This window comes from Pseudoclavibacter sp. Z016 (genome assembly GCF_002931215.1).
GTDB lineage: Bacteria > Actinomycetota > Actinomycetes > Actinomycetales > Microbacteriaceae > Pseudoclavibacter.
Genome location: NZ_PSTU01000011.1, coordinates 373,829 through 395,768, shown reverse-complemented (window position 1 = coordinate 395,768; position 21,940 = coordinate 373,829). Strand labels below are relative to the sequence as shown.

Annotated in this window: 17 protein-coding genes; 13 read left to right on the top strand and 4 right to left on the bottom strand. The window is 66.6% G+C overall.

Annotated elements, in window-relative coordinates:
* Window positions 1-15 precede the first annotated feature (15 nt).
* A complete protein-coding gene (locus tag C5B99_RS08000; RefSeq protein ID WP_104241235.1) occupies window positions 16-1,539 on the top strand; it encodes an aldehyde dehydrogenase family protein in 1,524 nt (507 codons plus the stop codon).
* A 65-nt stretch (window positions 1,540-1,604) separates the two neighbouring features.
* Here the strand turns inward: C5B99_RS08000 and C5B99_RS07995 are convergent, their stop codons facing one another.
* Together C5B99_RS07995 and C5B99_RS07990 are read right to left on the bottom strand one after the other, a co-directional pair.
* Window positions 1,605-2,243, bottom strand: coding sequence for a TetR/AcrR family transcriptional regulator (locus C5B99_RS07995; protein ID WP_104241234.1), 639 nt, complete (start codon window positions 2,241-2,243; stop codon window positions 1,605-1,607).
* A complete protein-coding gene (locus tag C5B99_RS07990; RefSeq protein WP_104241233.1) occupies window positions 2,209-4,041 on the bottom strand; it encodes a sugar phosphate isomerase/epimerase and 4-hydroxyphenylpyruvate domain-containing protein in 1,833 nt (610 codons plus the stop codon). Before C5B99_RS07990 ends, C5B99_RS07995 begins: the two co-directional genes overlap by 35 nt.
* A gap of 130 nt (window positions 4,042-4,171) precedes the next feature.
* Between C5B99_RS07990 and C5B99_RS07985 the strand changes: the two genes are divergently transcribed.
* The 4 genes from C5B99_RS07985 to rpsA all read left to right on the top strand — a co-directional run bounded on the left by C5B99_RS07985 (window position 4,172) and on the right by rpsA (window position 8,642).
* Window positions 4,172-5,080 carry a shikimate dehydrogenase gene (locus C5B99_RS07985; RefSeq protein ID WP_219819637.1) on the top strand — a complete coding sequence of 303 codons (909 nt, stop codon included), beginning with the start codon at window positions 4,172-4,174 and terminating at the stop codon, window positions 5,078-5,080.
* On the top strand, window positions 5,077-6,378 hold the full coding sequence (locus C5B99_RS07980; protein ID WP_104241231.1) for an MFS transporter: 1,302 nt from the start codon (window positions 5,077-5,079) through the stop codon (window positions 6,376-6,378). Before C5B99_RS07985 ends, C5B99_RS07980 begins: the two co-directional genes overlap by 4 nt.
* Window positions 6,379-6,504: 126 nt before the next feature.
* A complete protein-coding gene (locus C5B99_RS07975) occupies window positions 6,505-6,966 on the top strand; it encodes a DUF779 domain-containing protein (RefSeq protein WP_104241230.1) in 462 nt (153 codons plus the stop codon).
* A gap of 218 nt (window positions 6,967-7,184) precedes the next feature.
* Window positions 7,185-8,642, top strand: a complete 1,458-nt coding sequence (gene rpsA, locus C5B99_RS07970) for a 30S ribosomal protein S1 (protein ID WP_104241229.1) — start codon at window positions 7,185-7,187, stop codon at window positions 8,640-8,642.
* A 165-nt stretch (window positions 8,643-8,807) separates the two neighbouring features.
* Here rpsA and C5B99_RS07965 read toward each other — a convergent pair whose 3' ends face one another.
* Complete coding sequence (locus C5B99_RS07965; protein ID WP_104241228.1) at window positions 8,808-9,452, bottom strand: DUF4126 domain-containing protein; 645 nt, start codon at window positions 9,450-9,452, stop codon at window positions 8,808-8,810.
* A gap of 150 nt (window positions 9,453-9,602) precedes the next feature.
* Here C5B99_RS07965 and coaE point away from each other — a divergent pair, with 150 nt between their 5' ends.
* Window positions 9,603-10,238, top strand: a complete 636-nt coding sequence (gene coaE, locus C5B99_RS07960) for a dephospho-CoA kinase (RefSeq protein ID WP_104241227.1) — start codon at window positions 9,603-9,605, stop codon at window positions 10,236-10,238.
* Window positions 10,239-10,292: 54 nt separating this feature from the next.
* Here coaE and C5B99_RS07955 read toward each other — a convergent pair whose 3' ends face one another.
* Window positions 10,293-11,018, bottom strand: a complete 726-nt coding sequence (locus tag C5B99_RS07955; protein ID WP_104241226.1) for a YigZ family protein — start codon at window positions 11,016-11,018, stop codon at window positions 10,293-10,295.
* A gap of 143 nt (window positions 11,019-11,161) precedes the next feature.
* Here C5B99_RS07955 and C5B99_RS07950 point away from each other — a divergent pair, with 143 nt between their 5' ends.
* The 7 genes from C5B99_RS07950 to gap all read left to right on the top strand — a co-directional run bounded on the left by C5B99_RS07950 (window position 11,162) and on the right by gap (window position 21,914).
* On the top strand, window positions 11,162-11,698 hold the full coding sequence (locus C5B99_RS07950; RefSeq protein WP_104241225.1) for a Dps family protein: 537 nt from the start codon (window positions 11,162-11,164) through the stop codon (window positions 11,696-11,698).
* Between the two features lie 96 nt (window positions 11,699-11,794).
* The gene (gene uvrB, locus C5B99_RS07945) at window positions 11,795-13,873 is read left to right on the top strand and encodes an excinuclease ABC subunit UvrB (protein WP_104241224.1); all 2,079 of its coding nucleotides are present in this window, start codon (window positions 11,795-11,797) and stop codon (window positions 13,871-13,873) included.
* Window positions 13,874-13,937: 64 nt separating this feature from the next.
* On the top strand, window positions 13,938-16,811 hold the full coding sequence (gene uvrA / locus C5B99_RS07940; protein ID WP_104241223.1) for an excinuclease ABC subunit UvrA: 2,874 nt from the start codon (window positions 13,938-13,940) through the stop codon (window positions 16,809-16,811).
* Window positions 16,811-18,733, top strand: a complete 1,923-nt coding sequence (gene uvrC / locus C5B99_RS07935; protein WP_104241222.1) for an excinuclease ABC subunit UvrC — start codon at window positions 16,811-16,813, stop codon at window positions 18,731-18,733. The genes uvrA and uvrC overlap by 1 nt, the downstream gene beginning before the upstream one ends.
* Before the next feature lie 58 nt (window positions 18,734-18,791).
* On the top strand, window positions 18,792-19,679 hold the full coding sequence (rapZ, locus tag C5B99_RS07930; protein ID WP_104242040.1) for an RNase adapter RapZ: 888 nt from the start codon (window positions 18,792-18,794) through the stop codon (window positions 19,677-19,679).
* Between the two features lie 71 nt (window positions 19,680-19,750).
* Complete coding sequence (gene whiA / locus C5B99_RS07925; RefSeq protein WP_068481866.1) at window positions 19,751-20,728, top strand: DNA-binding protein WhiA; 978 nt, start codon at window positions 19,751-19,753, stop codon at window positions 20,726-20,728.
* A gap of 184 nt (window positions 20,729-20,912) precedes the next feature.
* Window positions 20,913-21,914 (top strand): type I glyceraldehyde-3-phosphate dehydrogenase, encoded by a 1,002-nt coding sequence (gene gap / locus C5B99_RS07920; RefSeq protein ID WP_236558411.1) that lies wholly within the window; start codon window positions 20,913-20,915, stop codon window positions 21,912-21,914.
* Window positions 21,915-21,940: the final 26 nt, after the last annotated feature.

The following is a 21,940-nucleotide window of genomic DNA, read 5'->3' as shown; positions in this document are numbered from 1 at the left end:
GACAAAGGAGTCCTCATGACTGTTTACGCGAAGCCGGGCACAGACGGGTCCCTCGTCTCGTTCAAGCCCCGCTACGAGCACTACATCGGCGGAGAGTGGGTGCCGCCGGTCAAGGGCGAGTACTTCGAGAACATCACACCGGTCACGGGTCAGCCGTTCACCGAAGTGGCGCGGGGAACCGCCGAGGACATCGAGGCTGCACTGGATGCGGCCCACGCGGCGGCCCCTGGCTGGGGCAAGACCAGCCCTGCGGAACGTGCCATCATCCTGAACGAGATCGCCGACCGCATCGAGGAGAACCTCGAGTACATCGCCGTCGCCGAGACCTGGGACAACGGGAAGCCGATCCGCGAATGCCTGGCGGCCGACATCCCGCTCGCCATCGACCACTTCCGGTACTTCGCCGGCGCCATCCGGGCCCAGGAGGGCACGCTCAGCCAGCTCGACGAGAACACCACGTCCTACCATTTCCACGAGCCGCTCGGCGTCGTCGGCCAGATCATCCCGTGGAACTTCCCGATCCTCATGGCGGTCTGGAAGCTGGCCCCCGCGCTCGCCGCCGGCAACGCGATCGTCCTCAAGCCCGCTGAGCAGACGCCGACCTCGATCCTCGTGCTCTTCGAGCTCATCGGAGACCTCCTGCCCCCCGGAGTCGTCAACATCGTCAACGGCTTCGGCGCGGAGGCGGGCAAGCCGCTCGCCTCGAGCTCCCGCATCCGCAAGATCGCGTTCACGGGGGAGACCACGACTGGGCGCCTCATCATGCAGTACGCCTCGCAGAACATCATCCCCGTCACGCTCGAGCTGGGCGGCAAGAGCCCGAACATCTTCTTCGAGGACATCGCGCTCCGCGACGATGCCTACTACGACAAGGCGCAGGAGGGCTTCACGCTGTTCGCCCTCAACCAGGGTGAGGTCTGCACCTGCCCCTCGCGTGCCCTCATCCAGGACTCCATCTACGACCGCTTCCTCGAGGACGTGACGGAGCGCACGCGCAAGATCGTCCAGGGCAACCCGCTCGACACCGACACCCAGGTCGGGGCTCAGGCGTCGAACGACCAGCTCGAGAAGATCCTCAGCTACCTCGAGATCGGCCGCCAGGAAGGTGCGAAGGTGCGCATCGGCGGCGCTCGGGCCGAACTCGAGGGCGACCTGGCCGGCGGCTACTACGTGCAGCCGACGATCTTCGAGGGCCAAAACAGCATGCGCATCTTCCAGGAGGAGATCTTCGGCCCGGTTGTGGCCGTCACCAAGTTCTCCGACTACGACGATGCGATCTCGATCGCGAACGACACCCTCTACGGGCTCGGCGCCGGCGTCTGGTCGCGCATGGGGAACACCGCCTACCGCGCCGGCCGCGACATCCAGGCCGGACGAGTCTGGGTGAACCAGTACCACGCCTACCCGGCGCACTCCGCGTTCGGCGGGTACAAGTCCTCCGGCATCGGCCGCGAGAACCACCTCATGATGCTCGATCACTACCAGCAGACGAAGAACCTGCTGGTGAGCTACAGCGAGGACAAGCTGGGCTTCTTCTGATTCGCCGCGCGCTGATGCCGCGCGCCTGACTCAGACTGCACGCACAGAGCGCTGACCCGCGGGGATCACTCCTCGCGGGTCAGCCATGCGACGATGACGTCGCCGATCAGGCCCCGCTGGTGGTCCTGACGCGACGGGTCCTGCAGCTGCACGTCGAAGAGGTACCCGAACGTGTACTGGTTCGCGAGCAGGAAGACGCAGTACGAGCTGATGAGCAGGTGCACGTCGAGCGCGTCGACGTCTGCCCGGAACACCTGCGCCTCCCGCCCCCGTTCCAGCAGCCCGTCCAGGAGCGTGAGGGCGGGGGTGCCGAGCTCTCGCAGCGAGTCGAGCTGCCGGATGAACCGACCCCGGTGGATGTTCTCGATCGCGACGAGGCGGATGAAGTCCGCGTGCTCTCGGTGGTGGTCGTAGGTGATCTCTGCGAGCTTCCGCACCGCTTCCACGGGGGCGAGTCCATCGACCTGCAGCTTCTGCTCGGCCACGCGGATGCCACGGTAGGCCTCCTCGAGCACCGCAAGGTAGAGCTGCTCCTTGCTGCCGAAGTAGTAGTAGATCATCCGCTTGGTGGTGCTGCTGCGCTTCGCGATCTCGTCGACGCTCGTGCCCGAGTACCCCGTCTCCGCGAACGCCGATGTCGCTTCAGCGAGCAGCTCGGCCCGGGTTCGCTCAGCGTCTCGCTGCTTCACCCTGTTCTCGGTCATCTGTGTATCTTCCCGTGTGGTGCAGCTGAGCCGCAAACCGGACCGGGGTACTGGCTGCGCCGTATCCGTCGTAGGTGCCGCGGCGCTCGACGATCTCGAAGAAGAGCCCGTCGATGGTGGGGGTGTAGAAGTGGACGAACGCGCCCTGCTCATCGCGGTCGTAGAGGAGGTCGAGTTCTCGCAGCTCGTCGAGGGCCGCGTGCTCGAGGCCGAAGCGCGCCCGGAGGTCGTCGTAGTAGTTGCTGGGTATGGGCAGGAAGGGCAGGCCCCGCCCCCGCGCAGCTCTGGCAGCGGCGACGGCGTCGTCGACGCGGATCGCGATGTGTCTGGGCTGGAGGGGCGCAGTAGGCGGGGCCAGGTTCATGGCGAGCCGAACCGCTCCGTCCGGTGTGCGCATGACCTGACTGCGCACGAGACCCCGTGGGCCAGGAAGCTCCGCGACGGGCTCCGCGTCGAGCGCGAGGACGCTCCGGAAGAAGAGCACTGCCTCGTCGAACTCCTGCCACGGGTAGGCGATGTTGAGATGGTCGACGACCCCGTGCAGGGACGAGGCCGTGCTGTCGTCTTCGGCGCCGCCCACGAATTCCGGCAGCCAGGAGTCGCCCGCCGACCGTGAGTTCCAGGCGACCTCGGTCCCGTCGGGGGCCTCCACACCGCGCAGATCGTACTCGCCGGCGGAGCTGCGTCGGAAGACGGCGGGCGCGCCGATGGCGTGGGCGCGCCCGGCTGCCGCACCGGCGTCTTCGACCTCGACGCCGAGCCCCGAGAGCCGCGCGTCCTTCGTCCGCCGCTGCTCGTTGAGGATGATGCGCGCGGCACCCGCCTGCCAGAGTCGCACGGGCTTGGTGCGGTGTCTGCCACCGAAGGCGAAGCCCAGCTGCTGGAGGGTCGCCTCGACCGCGGAGAGGTCCTCACCGGCGATCTCGACGAAGTCGATGGCCCGTGGAGGCTGGGGTGGGGCGAGCTGCTGGTCGTCCCAGCCGTTGAGCGCCGCCGAGCGGTCGAACAGCCACCGGAGCGACCTGAGCGCATGAGCGGCGGTGCGCTTGGCATCCGTCTGGCGGAACGTGTCGTTGAAGACCTCGAGGGAGAGGGGGCCGCGGTACCCGGCGCGGAGCATGTGCGAGAGGAACCGGGTGAGGTCGAAGTCGCCCTCGCCAGGGAAGAGCCGGTGGTGGCGGCTCCAGGACAGGACGTCGAGGTCCATGTCCGGTGCATCGGCGAGCTGCAGGAAGAAGAGCTTGTCTGCATCGATGCGCTCGATAGCGGCCGGATCGTGTCCTCGCGACAGTACGTGGAAGCTGTCAAGGCAGACGCCGAGGTTCGGTCGATCCGCGAGGCGCACGAGTTCCCACGCGTCTCGGTAGTCGTCGACGTAGCGGCCCCAGGCAAGCGCCTCATAGGCGATGTCGATGCTGTACTCGGCGGCGAGATCTGCGAGCATCCCGAGCTGGTTCGCGGTGGTGGTGCGGTCCGAGATGGTCGCGGTGCCGACGTTGCTGCAGAGCAGGATCATGGAGGCTCCGAGGCGTCGCATGACCTCGAACTTGGCCTTCGCGCGCCGGAGGTTGTCCGCGAGGGTCGCATCGTCGACGCCCTCGAAGTCGCGCAGTGGCTGGAACAGGTCGATGGTCAGGCCGAGGCGGTCGCAGAGCGCGCGGATCTCCTCGGGCGATTCGTAGGCGGCGGTGAGGTCTGCATCCATGATCTCGATGCCGTCAAAGCCTGCTTCGGCGCAGGCGTGCAGCTTCTCGACGAGAGTTCCGGCCAGACAGACGGTGGCTATGGAAGTACGCATACCGCAATGTACCAAATGGTTAATTAAGTCACCAGACACCCTGCAGCGCACTTGACAGGCGTGTGCGACAACGTAAACGATGTACTCACCGTTTAGTACATTAGGCGGTCTGGGACAAAGGAGTACCTTGATCAACCATCGCGCCACCCTCATGGGACTCGTCGGGACGGGAGTGACCCCGTCGCTGACGCCGCCCATGCACATGGCGGAGGCACGCGCGCAGGGCATGGACCTGCTCTTCCGCCCGCTCGACCTGACGACCCTCGACCTCGAGCCCGAGCGACTCCCCGAGATCCTCGACTGGGCCGAGCGCCTCGGCTTCGACGCGCTCAACATCACCCACCCGTGCAAGCAGAGCGTCATCCCGCTGCTCGACCGGATCGACCCGCTCGCGCGAGCGCTGGGCGCGGTCAACACCGTCCTCCTCACCTCGAACGGACGCGTGGGCTACAACACCGACACGACAGGCTTCGAGGGCGCCTTCCGCGGCGGCCTCGGGGGAGTGCAGACGAACTCGGTTGTCCTCCTGGGCGCGGGCGGAGCGGGCTCGGCAGTCGCCGATGCGCTCATCCGAGTCGGCACACGCCTGCTCACGATCGTCGACCTCGATGCGCAGCGCGCTGAGCAGCTCGCGCAGGACCTCGCCGAACGGCACGCGACTGCAGCAGGCGGACCCCGCATCCGAGGCGGGAGCGTGGGCGCACTGCCAGAGCTGCTCTCGACGGCAGATGGAGTCGTGCACTGCACACCCGTCGGGATGCACGACCACCCCGGGATCCCCTTCCCCGCCGAGCTGCTCCGACCCGAGCTCTGGGTGGCCGACATCGTCTATCGCCCGCTCGAGACGCAGCTGATCCTCGCGGCGCGAGCACTCGGGTGCCGCACGCTCGACGGCGGCGCTATGGCCGTCGGCCAGGCGGTCGACACCTTCCGCCTCGTGACGGGCAGGGATGCAGACGCCACCCGGATGCACCAGCACTTCCAGAGCCTCGTCAACGACGAAGAGGCACGATCCGAGACATGGAGGTCTCAGAAATGACCGAAACCACGACCGCCAAGCGGACCCCCGTGAAAGCTGCCGCGGCCAGCTTCATGGGCAGCGCCGTCGAGTACTACGACTTCTTCATCTTCGGATCCGCGGCCGCGCTGATCTTCCCGATCATCTTCTTCCCGGACGACGACAACGCCGCACTCGTGATGTCGCTCGCCACGTTCGGCTTCGCCTACATCGCGCGCCCGATCGGCGCTGTGGTGCTCGGCCACTTCGGTGACCGGATAGGACGCCAGCGGGTCCTCATGTTCACGCTCGTGCTCATGGGCCTGTCGACGTTCATCATCGGCTGCCTGCCGACCTTCGACCAGATCGGCTGGTTCGCGCCAGCCCTGCTGGTGCTCTGCCGCCTCATGCAGGGGCTCTCTGCCGCTGGCGAGCAGGCCGGCGCTGCGTCGCTTTCACTGGAGCACGCTCCCGACAACCGCCGCTCGTTCTTCACGTCGTGGACGCTCACCGGAACCCAGGGTGGGCAGATCCTCGCCGCCCTCGTGTTCATCCCGGTCCTGAGCCTCCCCGACGAGATCAAGTACAGCTGGGGCTGGCGCGTCCCGTTCTGGCTGAGCGCCGTCGTCGTCATCGTCGCGTTCTTCATCCGTCGCACCCTCCATGAGACGCCGACGTTCCAGGACGCGAAGGCGCAGGGCGAGATCGCTCGGATCCCGCTCATCCCGCTCATGCGCGACCACTGGCGCGACGTCCTGCGCGTCATCTTCTGCGCGTTCATCGCCGCCGTCTCGACCGTGTTCGGCAACCTCGCGCTCGCCTATGGCAAGGAAGTCGGGCTGGCGGAGAACCTGACGCTCTGGCTGGTGGTGGTCGCCAACATCGTGGCCCTGGGCACGCAACCGCTCTTCGCGATCCTCGCCGACCGGATCGGACGCAAGCCCGTCTTCGTCTACGGCGCGATCTCGTCCGCCGTGGTCATGCCGTTCTACATGCTCTCCATGTCGTCGGGGAACACCCTGCTCACCTTCGGGCTCGCCATCCTCGTGTTCTCGTTCGGCTACGCAGCGGCCAACGCCGTCTGGCCCTCGTTCTACGGCGAGATGTTCAGCGCCCGCGTCCGCTTCTCTGGCATGGCGATCGGCACCCAGCTCGGCTTCCTGATGGCCGGCTTCGCCCCCTCGATCGTCGCGGCCCTGGGCGGCGTGCAGGAGGGCGGCTGGGTCGTGATCTCGGCGTTCACCGGCGTCATCTGCCTCATCGCCGCGATCTCGGCGCTCACCGCGAAGGAGACGAAGAGCGTGCCGACGGACACCCTCGGCATCCGCGTCGTGGCATAGGCGCTGCCCCCGGAGCGGCTCAGATTTTCGCGAACACACCTTGGCCACAGTCTCACGACGTACGGTCACGGAACCAGCGAGGTCCGGGCACGCTCCGGGCGCCGCACTCTGAAGGAGGGAACTGACATGCACAAGGAAGTGCAGACCGAGCCGAGGCCCGAAGCCAGGGGAGCCGGGCTCATCGCGGAGCCGGCCGTGCCTGGCGAGACCTTCTCGAGGGTCGCATTCACCCAGGACGCGGTCGACATGATCTCATCGCTCGGGCGCCGCCACGGGCCGCTCATGTTCCACCAGTCCGGCGGCTGCTGCGACGGCTCATCGCCGATGTGCTACCCGGCGGGCGACTTCCTCACGGGCGACGCCGACGTGCTCCTCGGCACGACCGAGATCCCGGATGCGGGCAACGTGGAGTTCTGGATGTCGCGAGAGCAGTTCAGCTACTGGCGGCACACGCGCCTGACGATCGACATCGTCCCAGGACGGGGCTCGGGCTTCTCGCTCGAGGCACCGGAGGGCAAGAGGTTCCTCATCCGGTCCCAGCTCATGAACGAGGACGGCAGCGACGCGACCTCGCTGGCGGCATCCTGATCCGAACTCGCCAGGGAGCGCAGGCGGCGACTCGCCGCGAAACTCGGGGGAACTCGCCGCGCGCGGCACTTGCCTCCGCTTGACCTTGCCGACTAGGCTGACAGAGCACTTTTCTGTGTGCACGTATCCGTATTCCCGGATGAACCCCGTTGCCCTTGGCTTCACGCCCCGAGCAGCGCATCCGGGCCGACTTATAGCCCACCTGGAGCATTACCTACATGACCACCACCACGACCGAAAAGGCAACCAAGCAGGTCGCCATCAACGACATCGGATCTGCTGAGGACTTTCTTGCCGCGGTCGAAGAGACGCTGAAGTTCTTCAACGACGGGGACCTCATCGAGGGCACCGTCGTTCGCATCGACCGCGACGAGGTCCTCCTCGACGTCGGTTACAAGACCGAGGGTGTCATCCCCTCGCGCGAGCTTTCGATCAAGCACGACGTCGACCCCACCGAGGTCGTTCAGGTCGGCGACACCGTTGAGGCACTCGTTCTCCAGAAGGAGGACAAGGAAGGCCGTCTGATCCTGTCCAAGAAGCGTGCTCAGTACGAGCGCGCTTGGGGCGACGTGGAGAAGATCAAGGAAGAAGACGGCGTCGTCACCGGCACCGTCATCGAGGTCGTCAAGGGCGGTCTCATCGTCGACATCGGCCTCCGCGGCTTCCTCCCGGCCTCGCTCATCGAGCTCCGCCGTGTCCGCGACCTCACGCCGTACCTCGGTCAGGAACTCGAGGCCAAGGTCCTCGAGCTCGACAAGAACCGCAACAACGTCGTCCTGTCGCGTCGCGCTCTCCTCGAGCAGACGCAGTCCGAGACCCGCTCGAACTTCCTCAACAACCTCCAGAAGGGCCAGGTCCGCAAGGGCGTGGTCTCCTCGATCGTCAACTTCGGTGCGTTCGTCGACCTGGGTGGCGTTGACGGCCTCGTGCACGTCTCCGAGCTCAGCTGGAAGCACATCGAGCACGCTTCCGAGGTCGTCGAGGTTGGCCAGGAGGTCACCGTCGAGATCCTCGAAGTCGACCTCGACCGCGAGCGTGTCTCGCTGTCGCTGAAGGCAACGCAGGAAGACCCGTGGCAGGTGCTTGCTCGCACGCACGCCATCGGCCAGATCGCACCGGGCAAGGTCACGAAGCTCGTTCCGTTCGGCGCGTTCGTCCGCGTCGCAGACGGCATCGAGGGCCTCGTGCACATCTCGGAGCTCTCCAGCGGACACGTCGAGCTCGCCGAGCAGGTCGTGTCGGTCGGCCAGGAGCTGTTCGTCAAGATCATCGACATCGACCTCGACCGTCGCCGCATCTCCCTCTCGCTCAAGCAGGCGAACGATGGCGTCGACCCCGAGGGCACCGAATTCGATGCTGCGCTCTACGGCATGGTCTCCGAGTACGACGCCGAGGGGAACTACACGTACCCCGAGGGCTTCGACCCCGAGACCAACGAGTGGAAGGAAGGCTTCGACACGCAGCGCGAAGCCTGGGAGCAGGAGTACGCTCTCGCCCAGACTCGCTGGGAAGCGCACAAGAAGCAGGTCGCCTCGGCAGCCGAGATCGAGCAGAACGTCAGCGCAGTCGCGCCGTCGAGCTCCTCGAACTCGTTCACGAGCGAAGCAGCTGGCGCAGGAACGCTTGCCGACGACGAGTCGCTTGCAGCCCTCCGCGAGAAGCTCGCAGGGAACTAGTTCCCAGCAGCCTCACTGCACCGAAGGCCGGTCCCATCTCTGGGGCCGGCCTTCGGCCGTTCCGGCTCGGCCGTTCCGGCGGCGCCGCGACGTCGGCTTCGTCGTGCTGCGCAGAGACCTATCGCCCGGCTGGAGAACCAGCCGGGCGATAGGTCTGTGCAAGCGTCAGGAGGAGAGGCCAGGGGCCGGGGGAACTGGGGGAGCGGCTGGCCTGGTCCGCGCGGCGCGCGCATCCCGGACTCGTTTGAAGCTGCGGAAGAGCACCCAGGCCAGCACGCCGATCAAGGCGAGCATGACCACGACGAACAGCGGCACGAGGATCGCGGAGAACAGCAGCCCGACGCTGAGGGCGTCCTCGCCGACGCTGAGCACCGGTGCGGCGGCTCCCGCAGTGACGACGTTCGCGGCGGCTCTCGTGCTGCTCTTCGTGAGGTGCGTCAAGAGCGCCACCCCGATGCCGATGACCACGGGAATCCACGCATTGCTCGTGAAGAACGATGCCGGGTCCTGGATGGCAGCGGTGGAGCTCGCAGTGCCTGCACCGAAGACGATCCCGCCGGAGGTGGGGCGGATGACCGTCTGGATCCAGTCGTTGACGTGGTCGAGTGCCGGGACCTTGTCGGCGACGAGCTCCAGCACCAGGAGCACGCCCACGATGATGAGCACCCAGTCATTGCTGAGCCACGCCCAGCCCGCCGGCAGCGCGATGAGGTCGGTGAATCGGGCGAGGAGCCCGATTCCCAGGAGCGGGATGAACGCGTTCAGTCCGCTGGCCGTCGCGAGCCCGAGACCGGTCAGAATTTCAAGCATGATGTGAGTGCCTCCTGGCCCTCAGTCTGGCATGCGGATGGGTCGAGCGCGGCTTGGGGAGAGCGCACTGCGCTCGCTGCCTCAGCGCAGTAGCGTTGGCTTCACGGCGATGCCCGCAGCGGGTATCCGCAGATGAGAGGACGGCACATCATGGTCACCATCGCTCTGACCGGAGGCATCGGCTCGGGAAAGACGACCATCGCCAAGCGCCTCGAGGAGCTCGGCGGCGTGATCCTCGATGCGGACGTGTTCGCGAGGGAAGCCGTGGCGATCGGCTCGCCGGCGCTCCGACAGATCGAGGCTCGCTTCGGACACGGTGTCATCCTCGACGATGGTGCCCTCGACCGCCCTGCCCTCGGCGCGCTCGTCTTCGGCGATGACGAGGCCCGCGGCGTCCTCAACGACATCGTGCACCCGGAAGTCCGTCGCCTCACCGGAGAGCGACTCGAGGAGGTGCTACGCGATGACCCCGCCGCTCTGGTCGTCCACGTCATCCCCCTGCTCGTGGAGTCGACGAGCAACTACGACTACGAGGAGATCTGGGTCGCGGATGCCCCCGCGGCTGTTCGAGAGGAGCGGCTGGTCGAGAGCAGGGGGATGTCCCTTGCCGAAGCCAGGGCGCGCATCGCCTCACAGGCGAGCGACGAGGAGCGGCGGAAGATCGCCGACGTGCTCATCGACACGAGTGCGCCGCTCGATCAGACGCTCGAGCAGGTCGACGAGGAGTGGAGACGCCTCGCCGCCGTCGCGCTGCGCGCACCGGAGACGCAGACCTACGGGGTCTGATGCGCTGACGAGACAGGGCGGGATGCGATCCCGGATGCCCTCGTCGTCGGTGCCTCAGCTCAGGTCGACCCATTCGGTGCCGAGCGGGACGAGCGTGCCCTCACCAGCGGTGATCGAAGCGACCTCAGAGGCGAGGCCGCGTCTCGCATCCGCCGCGTCGGGAACGGCGAGGCTCAGCAGTGCCGTCGACCCCGCATACTCCGTTCCCGTGACGAGCACTCCGCGAGTTCGGAGCTCGTTCTCCCACCGGCCAGCGGTGGCGTGCGGCGCCTCGAGCCCGAAGATCGCCCTCGACTCGCGCTTCGCGAGCCGAGCCAGCTGGAGCGTGGAGGACACGGACTCCGAGTAGGCGCGGACGAGCCCGCCCGCCCCCAGCAGCACACCTCCGAAGTACCGCGTGACGACAGCCACGACGTCACTCAGGTCCGCTGACTCGACCTCGCCGCGCACTCGCTCGTGGAGCACGAGGGCTTCGAGCATGGGGACGCCCGCTGTTCCCGAGGGCTCACCGTCGTCGTTGGATCGCTGCACGCCCCGGCGGGCACCGAGCACAAAAGCGCTGCAGTGGTGGCGGGCAAGACGATGCGCGGAGCGACGGTCGGCGATGACCTGCCTGGCCTGCTCTTCGCTCTCGACGCGCTCGAGGCGGCAGATGAACCTGGACCGACGGATCTCGATCTCGTGGTCGATGGGAGTCCGTGCAGCGAGGACCCCGTAGCTCGGTGCAGCCGCGGGACCCCGCTCGTGCAGCTGGGTGCCCTCGGACTCTTCGCGGCGCATCGGGGCAGTCTACGTCCGTCCCCTCGCCGACCTGCACGTCTTCCGACCAAACGTTCAGACCGGGCTGACAGTGTTGGTCATCCCGCAACGAACGGGACTCACTGATCGGGAGACGCGAGACGCGCTCCCAAGAGAGGACTGACATGACCACGACAGCCTCAAGCCAGCACACCGAGAACGGCGAGTACACGGTTCCCGGACTCTCGCTCGACAAGGGACACGAGATCGGCGAGCTGCTCCAGCTCCGCCTCCACGCGCTGAACGACCTGCACCTGACGCTCAAGCACGCGCACTGGAACGTCATCGGGCGCGACTTCATCGGCGTGCACGAGATGCTCGACCCCCAGATCGAGCTGGTCCGCGGCTACGCTGACGAACTCGCAGAGCGCATGGCGGCTCTGGGCGTCCCCCCGAACGGGCTCCCCGGAGCACTCGTGGAGGCCCGCACCTGGGGCGACTACGAGGTCTTCAGGGCCGGCACGCGCCAGCATCTCGAGGCACTCGACCACGTCTACGTCGGTGTCATCACCGACCATCGCGAGGCGATCAAGCGGCTGGACGACCTCGACCTCGTGACGCAGGACCTCGTCATCGGCCAGGTCTCCGAGCTTGAGAAGTTCCAGTGGTTCATCCGGGCCCACCTCGAGAACACGCAGGGCGTGCTCTCGAGCGAGGACTAGTCCGCGTCGGCTGCACCTCACTTCGGGGCCTCCGTGATCGCGCAGAGCGCATCACGGAGGCCCCGAAATGTCGCAGCCGCCACGTACACTTGTTCTATGCAAGCAACACGCAGCGTACGTCCCTTCGAAGTCGTCAGCGAGTACACCCCAAGCGGCGACCAGCCGAAGGCGATCGCAGAGCTTGCCAGTCGCATCAACGCGGGCGAGCCCGACGTCGTGCTCCTCGGAGCCACGGGAACCGGAAAATCGGCGACGACGGCCTGGCTCATCGAGAAGCTCCAGCGCCCGGCGCTCGTCCTTGCCCACAACAAGACGCTCGCCGCGCAGCTCGCCACCGAGTTCCGCGAGCTCATGCCGAACAATGCGGTCGAGTACTTCGTCTCGTACTACGACTACTACCAGCCAGAGGCGTACGTCCCCCAGACCGACACCTTCATCGAGAAGGACAGCTCCGTCAACGAGGAAGTCGAGCGCCTGCGCCACTCGACCACCAACTCGCTGCTGAGCCGACGCGACGTCATCGTCGTGTCGACGGTCTCCTGCATCTACGGACTCGGCAAGCCGGAGGAGTACTTCAACTCCATGCTCGCCCTGCACGTCGGCGACCGCATCCCGCGGCAGGAGCTGATCCGCCGCTTCGTGACGATGCAGTACCAGCGCAACGACGTCGCGTTCCAGCGCGGCACCTTCCGCGTCCGCGGCGACACGATCGAGATCATCCCCGTCTACGAGGAGCTCGCGATCCGGATCGAGATGTTCGGCGACGAGATCGAGGCCCTGACAGCGCTCAACCCCCTGACGGGTGACGTCGTCAGGTCCATGGACTCCGTGAGCGTCTTCCCGGGTTCGCACTACGTCGCGGGAGCCGACGCCATGCAGCGGGCGATGGGCCAGATCCGCGACGAGCTGGATGACCGTCTGGGCGTCTTCGAGCGCGAGCAGAAGCTCCTCGAGGCGCAGCGGCTCCGCATGCGCACCTCATTCGACCTCGAGATGATGGAGCAGATCGGCTTCTGCTCCGGCATCGAGAACTATTCACGCCATATGGATGGCAGGGCGCCGGGTGAGGCTCCCCACTGCCTCATCGACTACTTCCCCGACGACTTCATCACGGTGATCGACGAGTCCCACGTCACGGTGCCGCAGATCGGCGCGATGTACGAGGGCGACGCCTCGCGCAAGCGCACCCTCGTCGACCACGGCTTCCGCCTGCCGAGCGCTCTCGACAACCGCCCCCTGCGCTGGGACGAGTTCAGCGACCGGGTCGGCCAGACCGTCTACCTCTCGGCGACTCCCGGCAAGTACGAGCTCGCTCAGGCGGATGGCTTCGTCGAGCAGATCATCCGCCCGACGGGCCTCGTCGACCCGCAGATCGTCGTGAAGCCCTCGAAGGGGCAGATCGACGACCTCCTCGAGGAGATCCGACTCCGCGCGGATCGCGACGAGCGTGTCCTCGTCACGACCCTGACGAAGAAGATGGCAGAGGAGCTCACCGACTTCCTCGGCGAGAACGGCGTTCGCGTGCGCTACCTGCACGCAGACGTCGACACGCTGCGACGAGTCGAGCTGCTCTCGGAGCTGCGCGCCGGGCTCTACGACGTCCTCGTCGGCATCAACCTGCTGCGTGAGGGACTCGACCTGCCAGAGGTGTCGCTCGTCGCGATCCTCGATGCAGACAAGGAGGGGTTCCTGCGCTCCAGCACGTCCCTCATCCAGACCATCGGCCGCGCCGCCCGAAACGTGACGGGCGAAGTGCACATGTACGCCGACCGCATCACCGACAGCATGGCGAAGGCGATCGAGGAGACCGACAGGCGCCGAGACCGGCAGCTCGCCTACAACGCGGAGCACGGCATCGATCCGACGCCGCTTCGCAAGAAGATCGCCGACATCACCGAATCCCTCATGCGCGAGGGGCAGGACACCGAGAAGCTCCTCGCCTCCCGCGGCAAGGGAGACAACAAGCGTCAGACGACACCTAAACTCAAGCGCGAGGGCCTGGCCGCCTCAGGCGCCCGGGAGCTCGAGAACCTCATCTCGGACCTCAACGCGCAGATGCTCGACGCGGCCTCAGAGCTCAAGTTCGAGCTCGCGGCGCGTCTGCGCGACGAGCTCTCAGCGCTGAAGCAGGACCTGCGAACCATGGAACGTGCCGGCCACGTCACCAAGGGCTGAGCACGGCCGCCCGCCGATGACGGGCGCACAGAGCATCCACACGAAGAGAGAACCCGAAAGAGCTATGGCCGTCCTTCCTCCCACTTCGCAGCTGCGCGTTCAAGGCGCACGCGTGCACAACCTCAAGAACGTCGACCTCGAGATCCCGCGCAACAGCCTTGTCGTGTTCACGGGCCTCTCCGGTTCGGGCAAGTCCTCGCTCGCCTTCGACACGATCTTCGCCGAGGGACAGCGACGCTACGTCGAGTCCCTTTCCGCGTACGCGCGCCAGTTCCTCGGTCAGGTCGACCGGCCGGACGTCGACTTCATCGAGGGCCTGAGCCCTGCGGTCTCCATCGACCAGAAGTCGACCAACCGCAATCCGCGGTCCACCGTCGGCACGATCACCGAGATCTACGACTACCTGCGACTGCTCTGGGCACGCATCGGCGTCCCCCATTGCCCCGTCTGCGGCGAGGTCATCCAGCGACAGACGGTCCAGCAGATCGCCGACCACCTCATGGAGCTCGAGGAGGGCACGAGGTACCAGGTGCTCGCGCCCGTCGTGCAGCAGAAGAAGGGCGAGTTCGTCGACCTCTTCCAGTCGCTGTCCGGACAGGGCTACGCTCGGGCGATGGTCGACGGGGAGCGCGTCCAGCTCACCGAACCGCCGAAGCTCAAGAAGTCGTTCAAGCACGACATCTCGGTCATCGTCGACCGTCTGGTCGCGGCCGAGGACGTGCTCGGTCGACTCACCGACTCGCTCGAGACCGCCCTGCGCCTCGCCGATGGTCTTGTGCAGATCAACTTCGTGGATGCGGAGGGAGACGACGCCTGGACCACCTTCTCCGAGCAGCTCTCCTGCCCCAACAACCACCCTATCGCGCTCACGGAGATCGAGCCGAGGACGTTCTCGTTCAACGCCCCGTTCGGCGCCTGCCAGACCTGCGACGGCCTCGGCACGCGCATGTCCGTCGACCGTGAGCTCCTGATCGGAGACCCGCTCGCCTCGATCGCCGACGGGGTCATCCTGCCGTGGAGCTCGCAGGGCAAGAGCCTCTACCAGTACTACGAGCGGCTGCTGCTCGGCCTGTCCGAGCAGATCGAGTTCAAGCTCACGACGCCGTGGAAGAAGCTCCCGGAAGAGGTGCGCGAGGCCATCCTCGAGGGGCGCGAATACGAGGTCAGGGTCAAGTACCGCAACCGCTTCGGCCGCCAGATGACCTACAGCTCCGGCTTCGAGGGCGTCATGCCGTACATCGAGCGGCAGTACGCCGAGGCCGAGACCGACGCGACGCGGGCACGCTGGGCCCAGTACCTGCGCGAGATCCCCTGCTCGGCCTGCAACGGCGCGCGTCTGCGCCCGGAAGTGCTCGCCGTCAAGGTGCACGGTCGCTCGATCGCCGACGCGACGACGCTCAGCCTCGCCGACTGCCTCGACTTCATGAACACCGTCGAGCTCACCGACCGCGAGGCGAAGATCGCCGCGCAGGTGCTGCGCGAGATCCGGGCTCGGCTCGACTTCCTCATCGAGGTCGGCCTCAGCTACCTCGACCTCGCACGCGCGGCTGGCACGCTGTCCGGCGGCGAGGCGCAGCGCATCCGACTCGCGACGCAGATCGGATCCGGGCTCACCGGAGTGCTCTACGTGCTGGACGAGCCCTCGATCGGGCTCCACCAGCGAGACAACCGCAGGCTCATCGAGACGCTCGTGAAGCTGCGAGACCTCGGCAACACGCTCATCGTGGTCGAGCACGACGAAGACACCATCCGCACCTCGGACTGGATCGTCGACATCGGGCCAGGCGCAGGCGAGCACGGGGGAGAGGTCGTCCACAGCGGATCCGTCGCCGACCTCGAGAAGAACACCAGATCGATCACCGGCGACTACCTCTCGGGACGCATGGGCATCACCACGCCCAAGAAGCGTCGCAAGTACGACAAGAAGCGCGAGCTGACGGTCGTGGGTGCCAGGGCCAACAACCTCAAGAACGTCCAGGTGAGCTTCCCGCTCGGCATCCTCACCGCAGTCACTGGCGTCAGCGGCTCCGGCAAGTCGTCCCTCGTGAACGACATCCTCTACCGCGTCCTCGCCGCCAAGCTCAACGGCGCACGCGCCGTCGCGGGCAAGCACACGCGCATCACCGGGGTCGACCAGCTCGACAAGGTCATCCACGTCGACCAGAACCCGATCGGCCGCACCCCGCGATCGAACCCCGCGACCTACACGGGCGTCTTCGACCGCATCCGCACCCTCTTCGCCGAGACGAGCGAGGCCAAGGCGCGCGGCTACCTCCCCGGCCGCTTCAGCTTCAACGTCAAGGGCGGCAGGTGCGAGGCCTGCTCTGGCGACGGCACGCTCAAGATCGAGATGAACTTCCTCCCCGACGTGTACGTCCTCTGCGAGGTGTGCGGCGGGTCCCGCTACAACCGGGAGACGCTCAGCGTGCACTACAAGGGCAAGAACATCGCAGAGGTCCTGCAGATGCCCATCTCGGAGGCGGCTGACTTCTTCGAGCCCATCACGGCCATCCACCGCTACCTCTCGACCCTCGTGGAGGTCGGCCTCGGCTACGTGCGGCTCGGGCAGTCCGCCACGACGCTCTCCGGTGGTGAGGCGCAGCGAGTGAAGCTCGCGACCGAGCTGCAGCGCCGCTCCAACGGGCGCAGCGTCTACGTGCTCGACGAGCCGACCACGGGCCTCCACTTCGAAGACGTCCGCAAGCTGCTCAAGGTCCTCGGCGGCCTCGTCGACAAGGGCAACACCGTCATCGTCATCGAGCACAACCTGGATGTCATCAAGTCCGCGGACTGGCTGATCGACATGGGCCCAGAAGGCGGCTCCGGCGGAGGAACCGTCGTCGGCGTCGGAACCCCGGAGAAGATCGCCGGTATCTCCGACAGCCACACGGGCCAGTACCTGAAGGAGATCTTCGAGCGGGAGGCAGCTGCGCGCTGATGGCGAACGTCCTGCCATATCGCCCCGCGACGGGCGACATCCCCACGAGCCCCGGGGTCTACAGATTCCTCGGGGACGACGACCGCGTGCTCTACGTCGGGAAGGCGAAAAACCTCCGCGCGCGGCTCAGCAACTACTTCGCGCCGCTCGAGCGCCTGCACGAGCGAACACGGCACATGGTGACGACGGCGACCCGCGTCGAGTGGACCGTCGTCCGCACGGAGACCGAGGCCCTGCAGCTCGAGTACACCTGGATCCAGGAGTTCTCGCCGCCCTTCAACGTGAAGTTCAAGGACGACAAGAGCTACCCGTTCATGGCGGTGACGCTCGGCGACGAAGCGCCCCGCGTGCTCGTGACCCGGAACCCCCGCATCCGCGGGGCGCGCTACTTCGGGCCGTATCCCAAGGTCTGGGCGGTGAACGAGACCATCGACCTCATGGTCAAGGCCTTCCCGATCCGCACCTGCAACGACTCGAACTACAAGCGAGCCATGCAGAGCGGCCGACCCTGCTTCCCCGGGCAGATCGGCCGCTGCGGGGGACCCTGCAGCGGACGCGTCACGATCGACGAGCACCGTGTCATCGTCAACGAGTTCGTCCGCTTCATGGAGAGCTACGACCGCAGCCTCCTGACGACCCTGCAGGACGAGATGAAGCTCGCGGCCACCGAGATGAGGTTCGAGGACGCGGCGAAGCTCCGTGACCGAATCGGCGCGCTCGAGAACGTGCTCGAGAAGAGCGCCGTCGTGCTGCCCGACAACGTCGACCTCGACCTGTTCGGCATCGCCGAGGATGAGCTGAGCGCCTCCGTGCAGCAGTTCACCGTGCGGGGCGGACGCATTCGCGGAGTCCGCAACTGGGTGCTCGACAAGGAACTCGACACCGACATCGGCACGATCATCGACCAGACGATGCAGCGCGTGTACGGCAAGGATGGGCTCTTCCCGCCAGGCGAGATCATCGTGCCGGCTCTGCCAGAAGACGCGGACGCGCTCTCCGAGTGGCTCGAGTCCACACGGCAGGCCAGAGTCAAGCTGCGCACCGCGGTGCGGGGCCCGAAATCGGAACTGCTCAAGACCGCGACGATTAACGCCATGGGAGCACTCGCGCAGTACAAGCTCAAGCGCAGCAGCGACTACGTCGCGAGATCCGACGCGCTGACCGAGCTGCAGAACGCGCTCGGTCTCGGCGAGGCCCCCCTGCGAATCGAGTGCTACGACATCTCCCACCTCCAGGGCACCGGCATCGTCGGCTCCATGGTGGTCTTCGAGGACGGACTCGCACGCAAGTCGCACTACCGTCGCTTCAACATCGCCTCGTCGACCGACGACACCGATTCCATCCACCAGGTGCTCACGCGCCGACTGGCCTACCTCCGCGACGACGCCAGTCCCGCCGAGATCGTGGAAGACACTGCCCTCTCCGCGGGCCCCGTGAAGGCGGCCGCCCAGGAGTCCACTCGAGCCAAGTTCGCCTACCGGCCTCAGCTCCTGCTCATCGACGGCGGCGTCCCGCAGGTCAACGCCGCGCAGCGGGCCCTCGAGGAGTCGGGGGTTCGCGGCATCGCCGTCGTCGGCATCGCCAAGCGCCTCGAAGAGCTGTGGCTGCCAGACGACGACTTCCCGGTCATCCTCCCGCGCGGCTCTGAGGCGCTGTTCCTGGTGCAGCGACTCCGCGACGAGGCGCACAGGTTCGCGATCCGCCACCAGCGCTCGAAGCGCAAGGCAGACATCGGCACGGTGCTCGCGGACATCCCCGGCCTCGGGCCGACCCGGGTCGCCGCACTGCTCAAGAAGTTCGGCTCCGTCAAGCGGCTGCGCGCGGCGACCGTCGAGGAGCTCACGACCGTGCAGGGCATCGGCGAGGCGACGGCCAGTGCGATTTCGGAGCGGTTCGCACTCGATCAATCGACAGAAGCGTGAGAGACGCACGCTCGGGCTATGTAGGCTGGTGTTTTAGTCCATGGGAGGTGACCTGCGCATGAGTTCGGCGGAGATCGACGGCGAAGGACGCCAGCACATCATGATCGTCACGGGCATGTCCGGTGCAGGGCGATCGACAGCTTGCAAGGCGTTCGAAGACCTCGACTGGTTCGTGGTCGACAACCTTCCCCCGCAGATGATCCGGCCCCTCATCGAGGTTGCCGGCAAGGCTCGGGACTCCCTCCCGAAGCTCGCCGTCTCGGTCGATGTGCGCGGCGGTCACCTGCTCGAGGAGTTCACGGCTCTCGTCGGCGGACTTCGCGAGACGCACGAGGTCGACGTGCTCTTCCTCGATGCGACAGACGGCACCCTCGTCCGGCGGTTCGAGGCAGTGCGGCGCCCGCACCCGCTGCAGGGCAACGGGACGATCCTCGACGGAATCGCTCGAGAGCGCAGCCGCCTGCAGGACATCCGCGAGGCGAGCGACATCGTCATCGACACCTCGGAGCTGAACGGCCACCAGCTCGTGACCCGCATCGTGAAGCGATTCGGCGAAGCCGACCAGAACAAGGTCGCCGTGACCGTCCAGAGCTTCGGCTTCAAGTACGGCATCCCGACAGACGCAGATCTTGTCGTCGACATGCGCTTCCTCCCGAACCCGTTCTGGGAGCCGGAACTGCGCGCGTTCAACGGTCGCGACAAGCGGGTCTCCGACTACGTCTTCGACCAAGAAGGTGCGGACGAGTTCCTGACCCACTACATTGAGATGCTTGACCCCGTCCTGCGGGGCTACGAGCGGGAGAACAAGCGGCACGTGACGCTCGCCGTCGGATGCACCGGCGGCAAGCACCGCTCGGTCGCCATGACCGAGCGCATCGCGAGCCTGCTCCGCGAACGCGATGACACGATCATCAGCGTCCGGCACCGCGACCTCGGTCGCGAGTGACGCTCGTTCCATCTCGCACTCGCGACGACGATTCGTCGCGCCCACTCACTCTGATCCCTGGAGGTACCCCGGTGACGCTCACCGCCGATGTCAAGCACGAGCTTCTGCGCACTCGCGCGGCCACAACCCAAGCTCGTGCTGCCGAGGTCGCGTCGCTCCTGCGCTTCGCGGGCGGTCTGCAATTGATCTCCGGACGCATCGCGGTCGAGGCTCAGCTCGATTCGGAGATGCTCGCGCGTCGTCTGGGCCGCGAGCTCCTCGAGCTCTACGGCGTCCGGGCGAAGATCTCCATCGTCGCCGGCTCTGGGGCCCGCCCGGGGGAGAGCTACCTCCTCCGCGTGCTCGAGAACGGCGAGACGCTCGCCCGCCAGACTGGCCTCATGGATGCGCGCCGGCGAACCGTCCGCGGTCTCCCGAACCGTCTGACGACGGGCAGCCAGGACGACCTCACCGCCGTCTGGCGTGGCGCGTTCCTCGCCGCTGGCTCACTGACCGACCCGGGCCGGTCCGCGTCGCTCGACATCATCACGCCGAACTCGGAGACCGCGATGGCCCTCGTCGGAGCGGCCGGACGCCTCGGGGTATCCTCCAAGGCCCGCGAGGTCCGCGGCGTGCACCGTGTCGTCATCCGAGACGGCGACGCCATCAGCGCGATGCTCACCGTCATCGGTGCCCACGCGACCGTGGAGAGCTGGGAGAGCCTCCGCCAGCGTCGTGAGACCCGCGCCACCGCCAACCGTCTCGTCAACTTCGACGACGCGAACCTGCGTCGTTCCGCCCAGGCCGCTGTCACGGCCTGCACCCGCGTCGAGCGTGCGCTCGAGATCCTCGGAGAGGGTGCGCCCGACCACCTCAAGTACGCCGGGCAGCTTCGCCTCGCGCACCGGGAAGCCTCACTCGACGAGCTCGGCCGCTACGCGGACCCGCCCATGACGAAGGACGCGGTCGCTGGCCGCATCCGTCGCCTGCTGGCTCTCGCCGACAAGCAGGCCTCTGACCGTGGCATCCCGGGCACGGAGTCCAATCTGCCCGTCCTCGACGAGCTCTGATCCCCACGCCGAACAGCTCACCCCATTTGGTCACCTGGGCGCACGCCCATGGGACTAGGCTGACGATGTTGAACGGGCTCGCCGAGCAGACCGTTCCCCCGAACTCGGTGCGATGGTGCACCCGGCCCTCCAAGGCCACACAGTCCTGTCAAATCGGAGAAACAACAGGAAAAAGGAGCATCACGTGACGAAAATCGCCATCAACGGTTTCGGACGCATCGGACGCAGCTACGCACGCGCACTGCTGCAGGATGACAACAACCTCGAGCTCGTTGCAATCAACGACCTCACCGACAACAAGACGCTTGCACACCTCCTCAAGTACGACTCCACGGGTGGCAAGCTGAAGAACGACATCTCGTTCGACGAAGACGCCATCTACGTCGACGGCAAGAAGATCACGGCGACCGCAGAGCGCGACCCCGCGAACCTGCCGTGGGCCGAGCTCGGTGTCGAGATCGTCATCGAGAGCACGGGTCACTTCACGGACCCCGACAAGGCTCGTGCGCACATCAGCGCAGGCGCCAAGAAGGTCATCCTCTCGGCACCGGCCTCCGGACCGGCACCGACCTTCGTCTTCGGCGTCAACCACACCGAGTACGACCCCGAGAATGACGACGTCATCTCGAACGCATCCTGCACCACGAACTGCCTCGCGCCGCTCGTGAAGGTCTTCAACGACAAGTTCGGCATCGAGTCGGGTCTCATGACCACGGTTCACGCCTACACGTCCGACCAGAACCTGCAGGACGGCCCCCACAAGGACCTCCGCCGTGCGCGCGCAGCAGCGCTCAGCATCATCCCCACCTCGACGGGTGCGGCGAAGGCCATCGGCCTCGTCATCCCCGAGCTGGCGGGCAAGCTCGACGGCTTCGCTCTGCGCGTCCCCACCGAGACCGGCTCGATCACCGACCTCACCGTCGTCTCCAAGACGCCTGTGACCGTCGAAGAGGTCAACGCCGCGTACAAGGAAGCTGCTGAAGGCGAGTTCAAGGGCCTCCTCATGTACAACGAGGAAGACATCGTGTCGCGCGACATCGTCGGGGAGAACCACTCCTCGATCTTCGACGCACCGCTCACGAAGGTCATCGGCAACCAGGTGAAGCTGTCGTCCTGGTACGACAACGAGTGGGGCTACACGGTCCGTCTCGTCGACCTGACCGAGTACGTCGCAAGCAAGCTCTAACCACTTCGGCAAAAGAGGAAGGAACG